The 17,682-nt window shown below is 62.1% G+C and carries 12 protein-coding genes, 5 tRNA genes and 1 pseudogene; 7 read left to right on the forward strand and 11 right to left on the reverse strand.

Features of this window, described 5'->3' with window-relative positions; genetic code table 11:
• Nucleotides 1-82 precede the first annotated feature (82 nt).
• The 3 genes from B4M43_RS17830 to B4M43_RS17840 all read left to right on the forward strand — a co-directional run bounded on the left by B4M43_RS17830 (nucleotide 83) and on the right by B4M43_RS17840 (nucleotide 5,968).
• Complete coding sequence (locus tag B4M43_RS17830; RefSeq protein ID WP_296268787.1) at nucleotides 83-2,065, forward strand: hypothetical protein; 1,983 nt, start codon at nucleotides 83-85, stop codon at nucleotides 2,063-2,065.
• Between the two features lie 162 nt (nucleotides 2,066-2,227).
• Nucleotides 2,228-4,423 (forward strand): autotransporter outer membrane beta-barrel domain-containing protein, encoded by a 2,196-nt coding sequence (locus B4M43_RS17835; RefSeq protein ID WP_296268788.1) that lies wholly within the window; start codon nucleotides 2,228-2,230, stop codon nucleotides 4,421-4,423.
• Nucleotides 4,424-4,498: 75 nt separating this feature from the next.
• Nucleotides 4,499-5,968, forward strand: coding sequence for a hypothetical protein (locus B4M43_RS17840; RefSeq protein WP_296268789.1), 1,470 nt, complete (start codon nucleotides 4,499-4,501; stop codon nucleotides 5,966-5,968).
• Between the two features lie 180 nt (nucleotides 5,969-6,148).
• On the opposite strand, the gene B4M43_RS17845 is transcribed toward B4M43_RS17840, so the two are convergent.
• From B4M43_RS17845 to B4M43_RS17865, 5 genes are all read right to left on the reverse strand, one after another.
• Nucleotides 6,149-6,224, reverse strand: a tRNA-Gly gene (locus B4M43_RS17845).
• 84 nt (nucleotides 6,225-6,308) lie between these two features.
• A tRNA-Gly gene (locus tag B4M43_RS17850) sits at nucleotides 6,309-6,384 on the reverse strand.
• 2 nt (nucleotides 6,385-6,386) lie between these two features.
• Nucleotides 6,387-6,462 (reverse strand) — tRNA-Glu (locus tag B4M43_RS17855).
• Between the two features lie 104 nt (nucleotides 6,463-6,566).
• Nucleotides 6,567-6,642 (reverse strand) — tRNA-Gly (locus tag B4M43_RS17860).
• Nucleotides 6,643-6,644: 2 nt separating this feature from the next.
• Nucleotides 6,645-6,720, reverse strand: a tRNA-Glu gene (locus B4M43_RS17865).
• A gap of 307 nt (nucleotides 6,721-7,027) precedes the next feature.
• On the opposite strand from B4M43_RS17865, the gene B4M43_RS17870 reads away from it, so the two are divergent.
• The gene (locus tag B4M43_RS17870) at nucleotides 7,028-7,795 is read left to right on the forward strand and encodes a hypothetical protein (protein WP_296268790.1); all 768 of its coding nucleotides are present in this window, start codon (nucleotides 7,028-7,030) and stop codon (nucleotides 7,793-7,795) included.
• 54 nt (nucleotides 7,796-7,849) lie between these two features.
• On the opposite strand, the gene B4M43_RS17875 is transcribed toward B4M43_RS17870, so the two are convergent.
• Nucleotides 7,850-8,332, reverse strand: coding sequence for a GAF domain-containing protein (locus tag B4M43_RS17875; RefSeq protein WP_296268791.1), 483 nt, complete (start codon nucleotides 8,330-8,332; stop codon nucleotides 7,850-7,852).
• Entirely contained in the window at nucleotides 8,333-9,220 is an 888-nt protein-coding gene (locus B4M43_RS17880; RefSeq protein WP_296268792.1) for an ATP-binding protein, read from the reverse strand.
• A gap of 136 nt (nucleotides 9,221-9,356) precedes the next feature.
• On the opposite strand from B4M43_RS17880, the gene B4M43_RS17885 reads away from it, so the two are divergent.
• Complete coding sequence (locus B4M43_RS17885) at nucleotides 9,357-11,657, forward strand: hybrid sensor histidine kinase/response regulator (RefSeq protein WP_296268793.1); 2,301 nt, start codon at nucleotides 9,357-9,359, stop codon at nucleotides 11,655-11,657.
• Here the strand turns inward: B4M43_RS17885 and B4M43_RS17890 are convergent.
• Together B4M43_RS17890 and msrB are read right to left on the reverse strand one after the other, a co-directional pair.
• The gene (locus tag B4M43_RS17890) at nucleotides 11,647-12,135 is read right to left on the reverse strand and encodes a glutathione peroxidase (protein WP_296268794.1); all 489 of its coding nucleotides are present in this window, start codon (nucleotides 12,133-12,135) and stop codon (nucleotides 11,647-11,649) included. The two genes, B4M43_RS17885 and B4M43_RS17890, sit on opposite strands and share 11 nt — an antisense overlap.
• Nucleotides 12,136-12,147: 12 nt before the next feature.
• Complete coding sequence (gene msrB / locus B4M43_RS17895; RefSeq protein WP_296268795.1) at nucleotides 12,148-12,543, reverse strand: peptide-methionine (R)-S-oxide reductase MsrB; 396 nt, start codon at nucleotides 12,541-12,543, stop codon at nucleotides 12,148-12,150.
• A 162-nt stretch (nucleotides 12,544-12,705) separates the two neighbouring features.
• Between msrB and B4M43_RS17900 the strand changes: the two genes are divergently transcribed.
• Both B4M43_RS17900 and htpX read left to right on the forward strand, forming a co-directional pair.
• Nucleotides 12,706-13,917: a pyridoxal phosphate-dependent aminotransferase gene (locus tag B4M43_RS17900; RefSeq protein WP_296268796.1), complete on the forward strand. Its 1,212-nt coding sequence runs from the start codon at nucleotides 12,706-12,708 to the stop codon at nucleotides 13,915-13,917.
• A gap of 290 nt (nucleotides 13,918-14,207) precedes the next feature.
• Nucleotides 14,208-15,095 carry a protease HtpX gene (gene htpX / locus B4M43_RS17905; RefSeq protein ID WP_296268797.1) on the forward strand — a complete coding sequence of 296 codons (888 nt, stop codon included), beginning with the start codon at nucleotides 14,208-14,210 and terminating at the stop codon, nucleotides 15,093-15,095.
• A gap of 61 nt (nucleotides 15,096-15,156) precedes the next feature.
• Here htpX and B4M43_RS17910 read toward each other — a convergent pair whose 3' ends face one another.
• Both B4M43_RS17910 and B4M43_RS17915 read right to left on the reverse strand, forming a co-directional pair.
• Nucleotides 15,157-15,807, reverse strand: a complete 651-nt coding sequence (locus B4M43_RS17910) for a thiopurine S-methyltransferase (protein ID WP_296268798.1) — start codon at nucleotides 15,805-15,807, stop codon at nucleotides 15,157-15,159.
• A gap of 148 nt (nucleotides 15,808-15,955) precedes the next feature.
• Nucleotides 15,956-17,667: pseudogene (locus B4M43_RS17915) on the reverse strand (DEAD/DEAH box helicase).
• Between the last annotated feature and the right edge of the window lie 15 nt (nucleotides 17,668-17,682).

A 17,682-nucleotide genomic window follows, 5' to 3' on the forward strand; every position in this document is an offset into this window, starting at 1 on the left:
TTCTCTCAAGTTCTGGGAAGCATCGGCCTTTCCGTCTTGCTCTTGCATCGGACACATCCCTTACCCAGTCGGAGCGCGCCAGATGAGCAAAACCTTCTTCCGCGAACGTGCCGCAGCCGTTCGCGTCGACTACCAAAAAAAACGTGTTCAAACGCAGGCTACGCAGCTGACCGTCCTGCCTGATCCCAACGTACCCGGTATCATCGACCCCAGCGATGGCACCCTGAACAAAGACGTGCTGGGCGCAGACTTGCAAGTCGTCATCGCCGGCTGGCCCAATCTGCCAGAGCCTGGCTACGACGAATACGATATCTTGCAGTTGGAACTGGCGAACGTCGATGGCGCGGGGGCCGTAGGGCCGTTCAGGCCCGTTGGCACAACTCACCAGTACAATGCCGAGAGCGACTTTCCAGCGACCGTCACGGTACCCAAGAACGAATTGGTGCGAGACGGTAGGTTGCAGTTGCGTTACTCTGTCTTGTTCCATAACTTCAATAGCGACATCTCCAACGCCATTCCTCTGATCTGCGACAGCACCCCACCCTGGGGCGAGGTCGAACCGCAACCGGTCTCTTTGCCCAGCGGCCCGGTCACCGATGCCTATTTCGTTGCCAATCCCAACGGCATTCCACTGACGCTCCCCGAGTATCCAGGGCGGGTCGCAAGCGATAGCTACGCACTCTATTATTCCGCGACCGTACCCGTAGCGCCCTATCCCGATCCTGTGGCAACCGGCAAAGTGCCCACCGACCGCACCGTGCTGATCCCCAAAGCGGAAGTCGAAGCACGCGGTGACGGCCACTTCTATGTCGTTTACCTGTTGCTCGACAAAGCCACCAACCGCAGCCGCATTTCAGAAGTGGCCGAAGTCTTCGTCAACCTCGGTGCCCTGCCACAGACCCTCGAGAAACCCGTCGTGCCTTTGGCTGCCGACGGCCTGATCGATCTGGAGGATGCGCAAGCCAGCGTCAATGTCGAGATCCCGGCGTTCGCCAATCATCGCAAGACCGATGACGTGGAAGTCACGTGGGGCACGGCACCGCCCTTCACCGAGCAAATCGGTTCGCGGCCCTTCCCTCTGGTCATCCGGGTACCCTCCGAACACTTGCGTCAGGCCTACGGTACGGCTGACGATGAAGTTGTGACGACTGTTAGCTACCGAGTGTTGCGCCATGGCGTTCCCTATGGACCTGAAAGCGTCGACGTCAGCGTCGATTTTTCGGTCGTCGGCCCACCCCGCCCCGATCCCGATCCGACTTGGCCCGACCCGATCAACGCCGCTTTGGTGGCGCCCATCGTCAAAGGCAAGACCTCGGATACCGACAACAAACTCGAGCGGGTCGATGCCGGTCAAGCTGCAGACCTTCTGTTCACGCTCTATACGCCAGCCAAGAGCGGTGAGGTGGTGAACTTCTACTGGGCCGGCACCTTGGTCAAGGAAGCCACGTATGTGGTCGACACCACGGACACTTCGCCCATCACGGTGGAAATCCCCTGGTCGTACATCCTCGCGGCGGGCAACCAAGCCCAACTGCCAGTGCACTACACCATTCGCAAAGCCGAAGACGCAGGTAACGAGCAGCGCTCCGTCACCGCGCTGGTGGCTGCGGATGCCGTTACCGAGGTGCCTGAGTCGGCTCAGTTCGAGCGTATGCAAGGCCGTTGGTTGAACTGCTCATCGTTGTGGGAAGACCCGAGCAATCCTACGGGCGATCCGGCGTTTCGGGTTACCGTCAAACCGCTGACCAAGTACTTGCCCCAAGGTGGCAGAGTGACGATGGTCTGGACGGCGCTGGCCAAACGCGATGGAGACACCGACATACCGGCTGCGAAAAAGACCGAAGAGATCACCATCACCCAGGCCCAGGCGGAAAACGGTTTTACTTGGGACATCAAGCCTTACCAAACTCACATTCTGCCCATCTACAACTACAACAACCTGGGGCCGGACGGTCGGGGCCGCGTGCATTACGCGCTTGAGTACAAAGGGGAAACGATCAGATCGGAAGACGTCGAGGCGTGGGTAGGCCTCGGTGTGGGCGGGTCCACCTGCCCGGTTCCTTGAAACGGGCCGCCGTGAACTCTGCCGAATCAGATGAAACGCGCCAGTCACCGGAATTTTCCTACACCGGATTACCTGTAGTCCCACTAGGCTTCCGCGCTGACTGGCAAGGCCTTCACGCGTGAAAAAGGCCGAGCGATTTTTCGGATCTCAAAAGGTAACGCTATGGACGCCTCAAGTCCCTCACCGCTTCACCGCGTTCTGCGTGTGGTCTCACTGGCCCCGGTACTGATGCTCGGCCAAACAGCCGTGGCGCAAACCGTCAGCAGTGACCAAACCATCGACAGTACGACGGCAACCGACAACTACTTCATCACCAACGCCGCTACCCTGACCGCCAACGGCGCCACCACCCGCGACATCACGGTGAATGCGGGTTCGGCGCTGGCACTGCAGGGCAGCCAGACCAGTGCTACAGGTACTGCGGCTGGCGTGCGCCTCAACAGCGGCGAAGCTACGATCACGGGCAGTGCAGTGACCGCCGTGCAGCGCGCCTTGATCATCGGCGTTGACCTGAGCAGCCCGAACCTCAGTCCTTCACGCGTTGCGGCCAGCAACAGCACCATCACCGGCGGCATCGCCGGCGCATCGATCAACAGCAGCCAACTCACCCTCGCAGCCAGCCAGTTGACGGGCAGCAACGCCAACGGTGTGGGTGCGGACCTGTTCGACGGTGTGATCAACGCCACTGCCGGCAGTCGCATCGTCGGAGGGCTCAATGGCGTGCGCTTTCGTGGAGGCAGTGGCTTATCGACCCAGACCGGCAGTCTGTCACTCGACGCCAGCCATGTCGAAAGCCTCACCGGTTCGGCCATCGCGGTGGGCACGTCGGGCGCGGCGCCTACCTCTGCCGACATTGACGTACGCAACGGCTCGACCCTCAAAGGCGGAAACGGAACGCTGATCGAAGTGGGCGCGGTGGGCACCGCCACCATCACGGTGAGCGACAGTCACCTGCTGGGCGACATCGTAGTGGCGGACGGCGGCAATGCGACGCTCACTTTGGAAAACCAAGCCACCCTCAAGGGCCGCCTGGAAAACCTCGACCGGCTTGCCTTGAACAGTGGCAGCCAGTGGACCCTCGTGGACAATGCCCAAGTCAACGACCTGGCGATGGCAGGCGGCTCAGTAGCGTTCGGAGAGCCTGGCGAGTTCCGCACCTTGCAGGTAGGCAACCTGTCGGGCAACGGCACCTTCGTGATGAACGCCGACTTCGCCGACGGCCAGAGCGACTTGCTGGACGTGACCGGTACCGCCACTGGCGACCACCAGATCCGGGTAGCGAGTACGGGCAAAGACCCCGTGGACGATACCCAACTGCAACTGGTACGCACCACCGGAGGCGATGCCAGCTTCTCGCTGGAGGGCGGGCCGGTGGACCTCGGCGCTTTCGCCTATGGTCTCGTGCAACAAGGCAACGACTGGTACCTGGACGCCAAGATGCGCACGCTGAGCACCGGTTCGCAAACTGCCCTGGCGCTCTTCAATACCGCACCGACCGTATGGTATGGCGAACTCACCACGTTGCGCAGCCGCATGGGTGAGGTGCGTCGCAACGGCGGTGCCGCCGGTGGCTGGATGCGCAGCTATGGCAATCAGTTCAATGCCACCACCTCGAACTTCGGCTATCAGCAACAGCAACAAGGCGTGTCGTTCGGCGCCGATGGCCGTTTGCCCGTCGGTGACGGCAACTGGTTGGCGGGCGTTACCGCAGGCTATAGCAACTCCGATCTGAACCTGCAAGGCGGGAGTTCGGGCCAGGTGGACAGCTACCATGTCGGTGCATACGCCACCTGGCTCGACCCCAGCAACGGCTACTATTTCGATGGCGTGGTCAAACTCAACCGCTATCGCAATCGAGCCGACGTGCACCTCAGTGACGGCACTCGAACCAAAGGCGACTACAGCAACAATGGCGCGGGGGTTTCATTGGAGCTTGGCCGCCATCTGAAGCTTGGCGACGGCTACTTCGTCGAACCCTACGCGCAACTGGCGGGCATGGCGATCGAAGGTCAGTCCTATCGTCTGGACAACGGGCTCAGTGCCAGTGGCGATGTCACCCGCTCCCTGCAAGGCAAGCTGGGCACGACGGCCGGACGCACATTCGATTGGGGTCAAGGCCGCATGGTGCAGCCCTACGTGCGTGTTGCTGCCGCGCATGAATTCGTCGACAACAACCGTGTGCGGATCAACGAGCATCGCTTCGACAACGACCTGGCAGGCTCGCGCGGCGAGTTGGGTGCCGGTGTCGCGGTGGCCTGGGCCCAGCAATGGCAGGCGCACGCGGAATTCGATTACGCCAATGGCGAGCGGCTCGAGCAGCCATGGGGCGCAAGCGTCGGGGTTCGCTACAACTGGTAGGCGAGCACAACCTGCGGTCTGTTGCGTCAGTACGGGGTGTCGACTACAGCATGAGTTCTATTGGAGACGAAAACAATGTCGTTGCTTACGTTTATGCGCTGCTTTTTGTCGCGCCCTTCCAGGATCGAGACGACCGCCTTTCTGCCCCCACCTCGGATTGGTGCTTTGCTGCCCGATATCGAAGGTGGGCCGATCAACCTGCTGCCTTACAGTGCGACGCTTGCGCCGCTACGGGTCGAATTCGAGCTCTGGCCAGACTCGCACCCGACACCCGATGACCCCGAAACCCTGACGCTGTTCTGGGACGATGAGCGAATCGATAGTCAAACTTGGACGGCGCCCATCGCCGAAACAGACCTGTTCATGCTTATACCGGCGTCTCGTTTGTTGACCGAGGGTGAGCACACCTTGCGTTATAGCGTGGTGTTCTACAACGGCAACTCGGCCGACTCCAGCGCCTTGTCCATCAACATCGATACAAGTCCACCGCAATTGCCTGAGGACAGCGGATTGATTTTTGCGGGCGAAGTCATGGCCAGGGGGGTGACGGATGCGTACTTACAGGCGCATGGCGACCAATTGCAAGCCAGTGTTCCGGCCTACCTCGGCATCGAGCCGGGCGACGTGCTGACCTGGTATTGGAGTGCTACGATCGGTGGCCCGGAACGTGTGGGTACACGGGTTCTGGCGCCAGCCGATATCGGTAGCCCGTTAACCATCGAATTCCCGGGGGATTCGATTCGTGCTGCGGGGGACGGTGTGCGCTATGCCCGCTACACTGTCCAAGACCGCGCAGGTACGGCGGTGCAACGCGCACTGCCTATGCCCTTGCAGGTCGACGCGACGCCTGTGGCACCGAATTTTCCTGCCCCCTACCTCAAGGAAACGGGCAGCTCGGGCAGTACCAGCACGCTCGATCCCAGCAGAGCCTTGAACGGTGCAACACTGGTAATCAAGCCTGAGGCCACCCTCGAACCTGAGGACAGTGTGACCGTATTCTGGGCCGAGCCTGGGGAATATGGTGCTTACAGCACCTGCGTCCCAGTCTCATCGGGCTCCAGGGAGTACGCGATTCCCACGTTCAACGTCTCTGCCAGGCTGGCCAGCCAACTGAAGCTGTTTTACAAAGTGACGCGCCGCGGCACCACCTATAGCTCGGCCTACCATATCCTCACGGTAGAGGCGCCCAAGCACCTGCCCAACCCGCAGTGCGATAAAATCACAGGCAGCTATTTGAGCCTTGGCAATGTAGGCGAAGGCCGAGCCACCTTCACGTTGGGCTCGTGGCAGCACAGAAATACCAGCCAGTTCATCAGGCTTTACGTTGAAGGTAAGCGCAAGGATGGCAAGAAGGATCCGGTGATGGTCGCCGAAGCGGCATCTGTACCCTCCTCCACCGGAATCATGACGGTAGGGACGCTCATCCGCCATGACCTGGAGGTATTCGTAGTGCCATCGGGTGTGGAGATTCGAGCGTTCCTGAGCGTGAACAATCAAAACAGCTGGATCGAGTTTCCCTTTTCGAGTGCGACATTGATCAACTGATTGAGCTGCTACGCTTCCACAACCCCGTAACGGCGGTGACACCGAGGCCGATCGAGCGGTGACGTAGTCATACCCAGCGGATGCTGAAAGGGTTCACATCGGCATTACGTCGTGATCACACTCACGGGACTGTCTTTAACACGCAAAAAAAAACCACTCCGTGAGGAGTGGTTTTCTATATGGAGCGGGAAACGAGACTCGAACTCGCGACCCCGACCTTGGCAAGGTCGTGCTCTACCAACTGAGCTATTCCCGCAATGTGAAGCTTTACCGCTGTTGGTGTGAAGCGCCTTGACGACCTTCACCACCGCTGTACCGCATAGACGCCACAGTTTTAAACTGGAGCGGGAAACGAGACTCGAACTCGCGACCCCGACCTTGGCAAGGTCGTGCTCTACCAACTGAGCTATTCCCGCAATGGCGTCCCCTAGGGGACTCGAACCCCTGTTACCGCCGTGAAAGGGCGGTGTCCTAGGCCACTAGACGAAGGGGACACAACACTTTGCAACCAACACTTCTCAGTGCACCAATGCATGAACCTTGCGATTCAGCCTGGGTTTTCTTTTCCTGCCCCGCCGTTAAGCGCTGCCGGAGAAACTGGAGCGGGAAACGAGACTCGAACTCGCGACCCCGACCTTGGCAAGGTCGTGCTCTACCAACTGAGCTATTCCCGCATTGGCGTCCCCTAGGGGACTCGAACCCCTGTTACCGCCGTGAAAGGGCGGTGTCCTAGGCCACTAGACGAAGGGGACACGCTACATCTTCACTACCTACAGCATCGAGCGCTGTGCTTTACGCTGCAAGTGGCGCGCATTCTATGGACGCGGCCGGGTGTCGTCAATACCTTTGTAGAAATTTATTTAAATCAATGACTTCGCGCCGTCCAAGCTCGACCTCACGCTGCCCGAACGCGGCGGTCGTTGCTTTTCCGACGTCGGCTCGGCAAGCTCAGGGCCTGGTGCCATCATCCGACGGCGCTTCCCGTGGCATCGCACTGTTCGCCTGCCGGCAGAGCCACTAGACTCCGCGGGTAGACCTTCCTATATAGAGGCAACGACGGTGACACCACTTCTGATCACCCTGCTCATCGTAGCCGGGATAACGCTGTTGATCGTGATCGGCTACCTAAACAACGTGGTGGAAAACAACAAGGTCGAACGGGCGCGTAACAAAATGGAGCTCACCGAGCGGCTCAAACGCTGCGAGACGCTCAACGAGACCTTTCCCAGTCAACTGCTGAGCCCCGCCTTGAAGCTGCTCATGACTCGCCTGGAGCTGAACGTCAACCAGCGCCTGCTGGCGGTCGAGCGCAAAAGCCCGCGGCTGCAGGCGCGCATCGCCGAGCTCGAGGCGCTGATCGGCAAAGGCGAAGCGATCCCGGTGAACAACCCGCCGGCCCCGATTCTGACCGAAGCCAAGGCCAAGGACGTGCGTTTTTTGCTGGAGATCCTGCACAACCAAGTGGTGCGCGCCACCGCCGAAGGCTTTTTGCAGAACGCCGAAGGCAAGCAGTGGGTGAAAGAGGTGCACCATATTCTGGTACTGCTGCACATCGAGTTCTTCAACAACTTGGGCCAGCGCGCGCTGCAAAAGCAGCAACCGGGCCAGGCGCGCTTGGCGTTCGAGCGCGGCGTGCAATATCTGAGCAAGCAGGCCGAACCTAAACTGTATGAAGAACAGCGCCTGTACCTGGAAAAACTTCTGGCCCGCGCCGACGCCCAGGTGCTCGACCAGATGGAGCCTACCGACGACAGCGAGAACCAGCTGACCGAAGGGCTCAAAACCGACGACGAAGAGACCTGGAAGAAGAAGGCGATGTACGACTGATACCCCCTCCGGCTTGGCCCGACCTGCCTGCGCACCCGGGCCGCACGCTTGGCCTCAGCAGTCGCTCAAGGCAAGGAACACCGCAGCCAACCGCTCCAGCCCGAGCTGATCCGCCTCATTGAAACGCGCAAGCTTCGGGCTGTCCAGGTCCAGCACGCCGACCAACCTGCCGTCCTTGACCAACGGAATCACCAACTCGCTGTTGGACGCGCTGTCGCACGCGATATGCCCAGGGAAGGCATGCACGTCCTCGACCCGCTGCGTCTGCCGGGTCGCTGCCGCCGCCCCGCATACGCCACGACCGAACGGAATCCGCACACACGCGACTTGGCCCTGGAACGGACCGAGCACCAGCTCTTCATTGCGATTGAGGTAGAAACCTGCCCAGTTCAGGTCTTCGACCTGGTGGTAAAGAAACGCGGAAAACTGCGCGGCATTGGCGATGAAGTCGCGCTCATCGGCGAACAGCGCCTGAACTTGCGCGGCTAACAGGTCGTAGCCGTCCAGGCCCACGCCCGATGCGTTGAGATCGATCATTCAGTGTTGCTCCAGTAATTGCAGGCCGACCCAGTAGCGGGCGAACTGATAGGCACAGCGGCCATTACGGTTGCCGCGGCCGGTGGCCCAACGCACGGCGAGGATGTCCAGGGTCTCGTCGCGCTGCCATTGCAGGCCGGCCGAAGCGGCCAATTGGCCGATCCAGTGCTCGACCACGGCGAGGTAATGCTCCTGGGTGAAGGGGTAGAACGACAGCCATAGGCCGAAACGGTCGGACAAGGCGATCTTGTCTTCGACCGCCTCGCTGGGATGCAACTCGCCGTCCACACGCTGCCAGTTCTCGTTGTCGCTGGCTTTTTCCGGCACCAAGTGGCGGCGGTTCGAGGTGGCGTACAGCAGCACGTTGTCCGGCGCCTGTTCCAGCGAGCCGTCGAGCACGCTCTTGAGCACGCGGTAGTCGCCCTCCCCGGCTTCGAACGACAAGTCGTCGCAGAACAGGATGAAGCGCTGCGGCAACGCCTGCAGCTGCTCGACGATGCGTGGCAGGTCGGCCAGGTGGTCGCGCTCGATTTCGATCAGGCGCAGGCCAGCGCCGGCATGCTCGGCCAACAGGGCGCGCACTAGCGAGGACTTGCCCGTGCCGCGCGAGCCCCAGAGCAAGGCATGGTTGGCAGGCAAGCCGCTGATGAACTGCTGGGTGTTACGCCCCAGCTGTTCGCGTTGCTTATCGACACCGATCAGGTCGGACAGGCGCATGTCCAGGCTGACCTGCAATGGCAGCAGATAGCCGCTGCGACCGTCGCGCTGCCAACGCGCGGCAAGGGTGGCGGTCCAATCGATGTGGGGACGCAAGGCAGGCAACAGTGGGTCGAGGCGCGCCAGTACCGATTCGGCGCGGTCGAGAAAAGCGTTCATGCGGGCGTCCATGACGACTCCTGAAAGGCAATGGGGCGGCGTGGGCGCAGGTCGAGCCTGATGCGCCCTGACGCGCAGGGGATCACAGTCGCTACGACGCTTGGGCTATGCTAGCGCTGCGTCACACGCAGATACCGGCCCGGGGCATATGGATATCAAGTTCACCAATCGCCTGTCATACAAGCAGGCTCGCCTCACCGTGCTGGTGGGCTTCGCGCTGGGAGCCCTGCTCAGCGTCGTGCAGATCGGCATCGATTATGCCAGCGAAGATGCAGCCATCAACCGCGAACTGCACACCGTACTACAAATCAGCCACGACACGGCTTCGCGCATCGCCTACAACATCGACGCCGAACTCGGCGAAGAGCTCACCGGCGGGCTGCTGCGCTCGCCGGCGATCATCCGCGCTCGGCTGATCGACAACAACGATACGGTGCTGGCCGACAGCCAGCGCCCGCGCGAGGAACGCCGCTGGCGCGGGCTGTCGGACTTTCTGTTCGGCGAACAACGCCAGTTCCAGGACCGCCTGTTTCTCGCCCACATGCCGGACGAATACCTGGGCACGCTTTACCTGGACATCGACACCTACGCGTTCAGCAGCCGCTTCCTCGAGCGCGCGGGCCTGACCCTGCTCACCGGCTTCACCCGTAGCCTGCTGCTGACGGCGCTGCTGCTGGCCTTGTTCTACCTGATGCTGACCAAGCCCCTGGTGACGGTGATCGGCGCGCTGAGCAGCGGACGGCAGACGCGCCTGCACTGCCCTAGCGGGCATGAACGCGACGAAATCGGCGTGCTGGTCAAGGTCGCCAACCAGCAGTTCGTCAGCATGGCCACCGAAATCGAGCAGCGGCGCACAGCGGAAAACCGCCTGACGCAATACCTCAACGAGCTCGAAGACACCGTGTCGACCCGCACCCAGGCGCTCAAAGCCAGCAACGACCGCCTCAGCCAGATCAATCTGGAGCTCGAAGACGCCCGCGGCCGCGCCTTGGACATGGCCCAGGCGCGTGCGGCGTTCCTGGCCAACATGAGCCATGAGATCCGCACACCGCTCAATGGCCTGCTGGGCATGATCGGGCTGACCCTCGACAGCCCGCTGGAGGCCGAGCAGCGTCAGCATCTGGCGATCGCCCACGACTCGGGGAAGGTGCTGGTGGGGTTGCTCAACGACATCCTCGACCTGTCCAAGTTCGACGCGGGCCAGTTGCAGCTCGAACGTATCGGCTTCGACGTGGCGGCCATGGCTGAGGACACCGCGAGCCTGCTGTCGCAAAACGCTACAGCCAGCGTCGAGCTGACCTGCCTGATCGCGCCCGAGATGCCCTCGACGGTCCTGGGCGATCCGACCCGGGTGCGTCAAGTGCTCAGCAACCTGCTGTCCAATGCCCTCAAATTCACGCGTTTCGGCCGCGTCGACGTACGCCTGACGCCGATCGTGGGCGGGGTTCGGGTGCAGGTCCGCGATACCGGCATCGGCATTCCCGAAGAGGCCCAGGCACGCATCTTCCAGCCGTTCATCCAGGCAGGCGCCGGCATCACCCGCCAATACGGCGGCACCGGACTAGGCCTGGCACTGACGCGCAACCTGTGCAGCGCCATGCGCGGCCAATTGCGCGTGCAGTCGCACGTCGGTTTCGGCAGTACGTTCAGCGCCGACCTGCCACTGCTGGGCAACGGCCGCCCCGCGACGTGGCCAGCCCTGTGCGGTCGGGTGCACGTCCTGAGCCAGGCAGGCAGCGGCCTGAGTGAAATGTTGCAGATGCAGCTACCGGCCTGGGGGCTGGACTATCGGCGGCACGACGATGCGCAGAGCCTCGATGCAACCGCCATGGACCTGCTGATCACCGACGATCCCGAGGCCTTGGAAGCGCTGCGCCGACAGCTGCCGACGCCGATTCTGCTGATCAGCGCCTACGGGCGCTTCCTGGCTCTGGAGCAGATCCAGGCGTGGGCGCCGCTGCACCAACTGGGACGCCCACTGGCGCGCAGAACCCTGCACGAGACCTTGCGCCGTGCCCTGCTAGGCAGCCTGGCGCAAGCTACGGCCGCTGGCGTCACGCCGGCTTGCGAAGCGCAAGGCGCGCGCATCTTGTTGGTCGAGGACAATCCCGTGAACCAGTTGGTCGCCAAAGGCATGCTGGTCAAGCTGGGTTGCCAGGTGCAGGTGGCGGCCAATGGTGTCGAAGCGCTCGAATGTCTCGAGACCCTAGCGTTCGACTTGGTGCTCATGGATTGCAACATGCCCGTGATGGATGGCTACGAAGCGACCCGACGCATTCGCCAACTCGCCTGTGGCAGCGAGCTACCGGTGGTGGCATTGACCGCCAATGCCATGCCCGAAGAGCGCGAACGTTGCCGCGCGGCGGGCATGGACGACTACTTGGCCAAGCCCTTTCGCCGCGAGCAGCTGCACGCATTGATCGAGCGCTGGCTGCCGCTCAGCGGCTGACCAGGCGATCGATGTCCCGCTCCAGGGCACGCGGCTTGGTGGTCGGCGCATAGCGGGTGACCTGGCCGTTGGCCGGGTCGACCAGAAACTTGGTGAAATTCCATTTGATGCGCTCGCTGCCCAACAGGCCAGGCGCACGCTTCTTCAACTCGCTGAACAAGGGGTGGGCCAGGTCACCATTGACGTCGACCTTGCGAAACAGCGGGAAGCTCACGCCGAAGTTGCGCTCGCAAAACTGCGAAATGGCGAAGTTGTCACCCGGCTCCTGGTGGCCGAACTGGTTGCAGGGAAAGCCCAGCACCACTAGCCCGCGATTCTGGTATTGCTGCCACAGGTGCTCGAGGCCCGCGTACTGCGGGGTAAAGCCGCACTGGCTGGCCGTGTTGACCACCAGCAGCGCTTTGCCCGCGTAGTCGCCCAAGCGCTTGTGTTGCCCGGTCAGGGTCAGGCAGGAAATGTCGAAAAGTGCGTCGGCCATGGTCGGCTCCGTTCAGTCGCGCGGCTTGAGGTCGAGGCACACCGAGTTGATGCAATAGCGTAGGCCGGTCGGTGCTGGACCATCGGGAAAGACATGGCCCAGATGGGCGTCGCACTGGGCGCAGGTGACCTCGGTGCGGATCATGCCGTGGCTGGTGTCGCGGACTTCGATCATCGCGGCGTCGTCGATCGGCGCGTAGAAGCTGGGCCAGCCGCAGCCCGAATCGAACTTGGCGGTCGAATCGAACAGCGCCAGGTCGCAGCAGATGCAGTGGTACACGCCGGCACGGTGCTCGTCATTGTACTTGCCGCTGAACGGGCGCTCGGTGCCTTTCAAACGGCACACCTGGTACTGCGCCGGATCGAGCATCGCTCGCCATTCTTCCAGGGTTTTATCGATCTTCTGCATAGCTACCTCAACCGGCTTAATTTCACCCTGCGCCAGCTTTATTTATGGCGCCGGTGACACGTATATTAGTGGGCTTATCTTGCCAGCCAATCTGGCATGCGCCCTGCTCTTCTCAACCTTCGCAACGGCGGCGCGCAGCGACTTCTCAACCGGGACCACACCATGCAGTTCAGCAAATCGAACAAGCTCGCCAATGTCTGCTACGACATTCGCGGCCCTGTGCTCAAGCACGCCAAGCGCCTGGAAGAGGAAGGCCACCGCATCCTCAAGCTGAACATCGGCAACCCGGCGCCCTTCGGTTTCGAGGCACCGGACGAGATCCTGCAGGACGTCATCCGCAACCTGCCCACGGCTCAGGGCTACAGCGATTCCAAAGGCCTGTTCAGCGCACGCAAGGCGGTCATGCAGTACTGCCAGCAAAAGCAGATAGAAGGCGTCGGCATCGAGGACATCTACCTGGGTAACGGTGTGTCCGAGCTGATCGTCATGTCCATGCAGGCGCTACTCAACAACGGCGACGAAGTGCTGATCCCGGCACCCGACTATCCGTTGTGGACAGCGGCGGTGAGCCTGGCGGGGGGCAATCCCGTGCACTATTTGTGCGACGAACAGGCCGATTGGTTCCCTGACCTGGACGACATCAGGGCCAAGATCACCCCCAACACCAAAGCCCTGGTGATCATCAACCCGAACAACCCCACGGGTGCGGTGTATTCGCGCGAGTTGCTGCTGGGCATGTTGGAGCTGGCGCGCCAGCACAACCTGGTGGTGTTCTCCGATGAAATCTACGACAAGATCCTCTATGACGAGGCCGTGCACATCAGCACTGCCGCCCTGGCGCCCGACCTGCTGTGCCTGACCTTCAACGGTTTGTCCAAGTCCTACCGGGTGGCGGGCTTCCGTTCCGGCTGGCTGATCATTTCCGGGCCCAAGCACCATGCGCAGAGCTACATAGAAGGCATCGACATGCTGGCCAACATGCGCCTGTGCGCCAATGTGCCGGCCCAGCATGCGATCCAGACGGCGCTGGGCGGCTACCAGAGCATCAACGATCTGATTCTGCCACCCGGCCGCCTGCTGGAGCAGCGCAACCGCACGTACGAACTGCTCAACGACATCCCGGGCGTCAGTTGCGTCAAGCCCATGGGTGCGCTGTACGCTTTCCCGCGCATCGACCCCAAGGTGTGCCCGATCTATAACGACGAACGCTTTGCCCTCGACCTGCTGCTGTCGGAAAAGCTGCTGATCGTTCAGGGTACGGCGTTCAACTGGCCGTGGCCGGACCATTTCCGCGTGGTGACGCTGCCGCGGGTGGACGATCTGGAGCAGGCCATTGGCAGGATCGGCAACTTCCTGCGCGGCTATTCCCAGTAAACGTGCTTGGGTCAGGGGTCGGGGTGCTGGACTGCAAGGCATTACCAGCCTCTCGAACGGGCAGTGCGCGACACCTGAAAGGTCGCGCCTTGCCGACCGACCCAGCCGACAGCCGCTGTGTATAAATAGCCTTACAAGGCTTCGAGTCATGTCTGGCAAGCTATTCGGATAATGCCGTCATCCATTTCCTACACAGTTTGAAATAGTCCCCCGGTTGAATCCGGCCGCCTCCCGCCTTATATACCCCCGCAGTACGCAACTCTTTCCTCTGTCAGGAGAACGTGACAACCATGATGCGCATTTTGCTGTTTGTAGCCACCAACCTCGCGGTGGTGCTGGTTGCAAGCATTACCCTGAGCCTGTTCGGCTTCGATGGGTTCATGGCCGCCAACGGGGTCGATCTCGACCTGGGCAGCCTGCTGGTCTTCTGCGCGGTGTTCGGTTTCGCAGGCTCGCTCGTCTCGCTGTTCATCTCCAAATGGATGGCCAAGATGAGCACGGGCACGCAGATCATCACCCAGCCGCGCACGCGCCACGAACAATGGCTGCTGCAAACCGTCGAGGAGCTGTCGCGCGAAGCCGGTATCAAGATGCCGGAAGTCGGCATCTTCCCTGCTTATGAAGCCAATGCCTTCGCTACCGGCTGGAACCGTAACGACGCACTGGTCGCGGTTTCCCAGGGCCTGCTGGAGCGTTTCTCGCCCGATGAGGTGCGCGCCGTGCTGGCCCACGAGATCGGTCACGTGGCCAACGGCGACATGGTCACCCTGGCCCTGGTGCAAGGCGTGGTGAACACCTTCGTGATGTTCTTCGCGCGGATCATCGGCAACTTCGTCGATAAAGTGATCTTCAAGAACGAAGAAGGCCGCGGCATCGCCTATTACGTAGCGACCATCGTCGCCGAACTGGTGCTGGGCATTCTGGCCAGCATGATCGTCATGTGGTTCTCGCGCCGTCGCGAGTACCGTGCCGACGAAGCCGGCGCGCGCCTGGCCGGTACCGGCGCGATGATCAACGCCTTGCAGCGCTTGCGCTCGGAACAAGGCATGCCCGTACACATGCCCGATACCCTCAAGGCGTTCGGCATCAATGGTGGTCTCAAGCAGGGCCTGGCCGGCTTGCTGATGAGCCACCCGCCACTCGAAGACCGTATCGACGCCTTGCGTCAGCGCGGCTGAGCCATAGGGCAACGGATGAACAAGGGCGACTTCGGTCGCCCTTGTCGCGTCTGCGCTCCCCTCACCGCGCCAACCGATACGCCCGCTCCCGCAGCGTGTCCACCCCTGCCGCCACGAACCGCGGACTCTCCTGGGCGATCTCGCACTGCTCCAGCAGATTGACTTGCCAACCGGCCAGGCCCTCGCGCACCTCGTGTTCGGGCACGCAAAATGGCGGTCCACCGATCAGCGCCTGGTCGTACTCCAGGGTGATCAGCAAGCCCCGCACTGCCTGGGGTAGCCCTTGTTGCAGATGCGCGAGATAACGCTGGCGCATGGCAGGCGGCAAGGCGATCAACGCCGCACGGTCGTAGAACGCTGCACAGTCAGCCAGATCGCCGGCCGTCAGCGCAAAGGCGTCACCGCACCAAACTTGCAGTTGCTCGACGCACCACACTTCGAACACGCCGCGCTTTTCGACCGTAGGCGTCAGCTGGCTGGCCTCGAAGAACGCCGCCACGGCCTCACGCGACAGCTCGACTCCCAGCACCCGATGCCCCTGCTCGGCCAGCCAGACCATGTCGACGCTCTTGCCGCACAACGGCACCAGCACCTGGCTGCCGCTCGCCAAGCCCAGGTTCGGCCAATGACGGCGCAGATAGGCATTGACCTCGGATTGATGGAAACCGATCTGCTGCGCCGCCCACCGTTGATGCCAGAACGCCGGCTCCATGATCCCTCCCACTTCATTGAATGAGCCTGGAAGCTTATCCCAAACCACTCTCTTCCACCCGAGCACCTGGTGCGTTTGACCCCCAAGCGATGGGCAAAAAAAATCCCCGGCACAGGCCGGGGATCTTCACGTTACGACGACGCCAGGATCAATCTTCGCGATAGCGACGCAGCTTCAGCTGCTTGCCGGCCACGCGGGTGTCCTTGAGCTTGGACAGCAGACGCTCCAGGCCTTCCTCCGGCAGTTCGACCAGGCTGAAGCTGTCGCGCACCTGGATGCGGCCGATGGCGTCACGGGCCAGGCCACCTTCATTGAGGATCGCACCCAAGAGGTTCTTGGCGGCGATGCCGTCACGGGCACCCAGGGCGGTACGGCAACGCACGCGGCCTTCGCCCAAGGGCATCGGCGCACGGCGCTCGCGGTCGCCACCGCTGCGCTCGCTGCGTTCACCGCTACGCTCGGTACGCTCGCGTGGCGCACCGGTCGGCACCAGCGGCTGCTCGCGCTCGACCGACTCCAGGCTCAACGCCTGGCCGTTGGTGGCCTTGCGCAGCAGCGCAGAGGCCAGTGCGCGCGGGCTGCAGCCCAGGTCGGCGGTGAGACGGTCGAGCAGTTCGCCATGACTGGCTTCGGCTTCGGCCACCAGCGGCGCCAGGCTCGTAGTCAGCTTCTTGATGCGTGCATCGAGTACCGCTTGCGGGCCAGGCAGGCGCGCTTCGGTCACCTTCTGCCCGGTCACGCGCTCGATCAGTTGCAGCATGCGTCGCTCGCGTGGCGTCACCAGCAGCAGCGCACGACCTTCGCGGCCGGCACGGCCGGTACGGCCGATACGGTGCACGTAGGATTCAGGGTCGTACGGCATGTCGACGTTGAACACGTGGGTGATGCGCGGTACGTCCAGACCACGGGCAGCGACGTCGGTGGCGACGACGATGTCCAGCCGGCCGTCCTTGAGCGATTCGATCACGCGCTCACGCTGGTTCTGGGCGATATCGCCGTTCAGCGCAGCGGCCTTGTAACCTTTGGCTTCCAGAGCGGAGGCCAGGTCCAGGGTCGCTTGCTTGGTACGCACGAAGGCGATCAGCGCGTCGAACTCTTCGACTTCCAGCAGACGCAGCACGGCTGGAATCTTCTGGTCGGCGTGGACCATCAGGTGCGACTGCTCGATGGCGGTGACGGTCTGGGTCTTGGTCTGGATCTTGACGTGTTTCGGATCACGCAGGTGGCGTTCGGCGATCGAGCGGATCGACGACGGCAAGGTGGCCGAGAACAGGACGGTCTGACGGGTTTCGGGAATGGCGGCGAAGATGACTTCCAGGTCATCCATGAAGCCGAGCTTGAGCATCTCGTCGGCTTCGTCCAGCACCAGGAACTTGACGGTGGACAGGACTTTCTCGTCGCGGCGCAGGTGGTCGCACAGACGACCTGGGGTAGCGACGACGATTTGCGCGCCATTGCGGATGGCTTTGAGTTGTGGGCCCATGGGGGCACCGCCGTAAACGGCGACCACGTTCACGCCTGGCATCTGCTTGGCGTAGGTTTCGAAAGCCGTTGCGACTTGCAGCGCCAACTCACGGGTTGGCGCAAGGATCAGGGCTTGCGGTTCGCGCTTGCTCACATCGATGCGGTTGAGGACCGGCAGTGCGAAGGCTGCGGTCTTGCCGGTACCCGTCTGCGCCTGGCCGATCATGTCGTGACCGGCGAGGATGATCGGGATCGACTGCTGCTGAATGGCGGACGGCTCTTCATAGCCGGTAGCCACTACTGCGGCAACGATGTTCGGATTGAGATCGAGAGCGGCGAATCCGCCGGTTTCCTGGGTCATGGGTCTGCCTCTAGAGTGCATCCGCAAAGACCCATGCTCCAAAGCTGCAC

Origin of the sequence: Pseudomonas sp. UBA6562 (assembly GCF_002434265.1) — a bacterium.
Lineage (GTDB): Bacteria > Pseudomonadota > Gammaproteobacteria > Pseudomonadales > Pseudomonadaceae > Aquipseudomonas.

Bases quoted from the DNA above. Each gene is read 5' to 3' on its own strand.
- B4M43_RS17830 (WP_296268787.1), top strand. From the start codon at position 83: ATGAGCAAAACCTTCTTCCGCGAACGTGCCGCAGCCGTTCGCGTCGAC.
- B4M43_RS17835 (WP_296268788.1), top strand. From the start codon at position 2,228: ATGGACGCCTCAAGTCCCTCACCGCTTCACCGCGTTCTGCGTGTGGTC.
- B4M43_RS17840 (WP_296268789.1), top strand. From the start codon at position 4,499: ATGTCGTTGCTTACGTTTATGCGCTGCTTTTTGTCGCGCCCTTCCAGG.
- B4M43_RS17875 (WP_296268791.1), bottom strand. From the start codon at position 8,332: ATGATCGATCTCAACGCATCGGGCGTGGGCCTGGACGGCTACGACCTG.
- B4M43_RS17880 (WP_296268792.1), bottom strand. From the start codon at position 9,220: ATGGACGCCCGCATGAACGCTTTTCTCGACCGCGCCGAATCGGTACTG.
- B4M43_RS17885 (WP_296268793.1), top strand. From the start codon at position 9,357: ATGGATATCAAGTTCACCAATCGCCTGTCATACAAGCAGGCTCGCCTC.
- B4M43_RS17890 (WP_296268794.1), bottom strand. From the start codon at position 12,135: ATGGCCGACGCACTTTTCGACATTTCCTGCCTGACCCTGACCGGGCAA.
- msrB (WP_296268795.1), bottom strand. From the start codon at position 12,543: ATGCAGAAGATCGATAAAACCCTGGAAGAATGGCGAGCGATGCTCGAT.
- B4M43_RS17900 (WP_296268796.1), top strand. From the start codon at position 12,706: ATGCAGTTCAGCAAATCGAACAAGCTCGCCAATGTCTGCTACGACATT.
- htpX (WP_296268797.1), top strand. From the start codon at position 14,208: ATGATGCGCATTTTGCTGTTTGTAGCCACCAACCTCGCGGTGGTGCTG.
- B4M43_RS17910 (WP_296268798.1), bottom strand. From the start codon at position 15,807: ATGGAGCCGGCGTTCTGGCATCAACGGTGGGCGGCGCAGCAGATCGGT.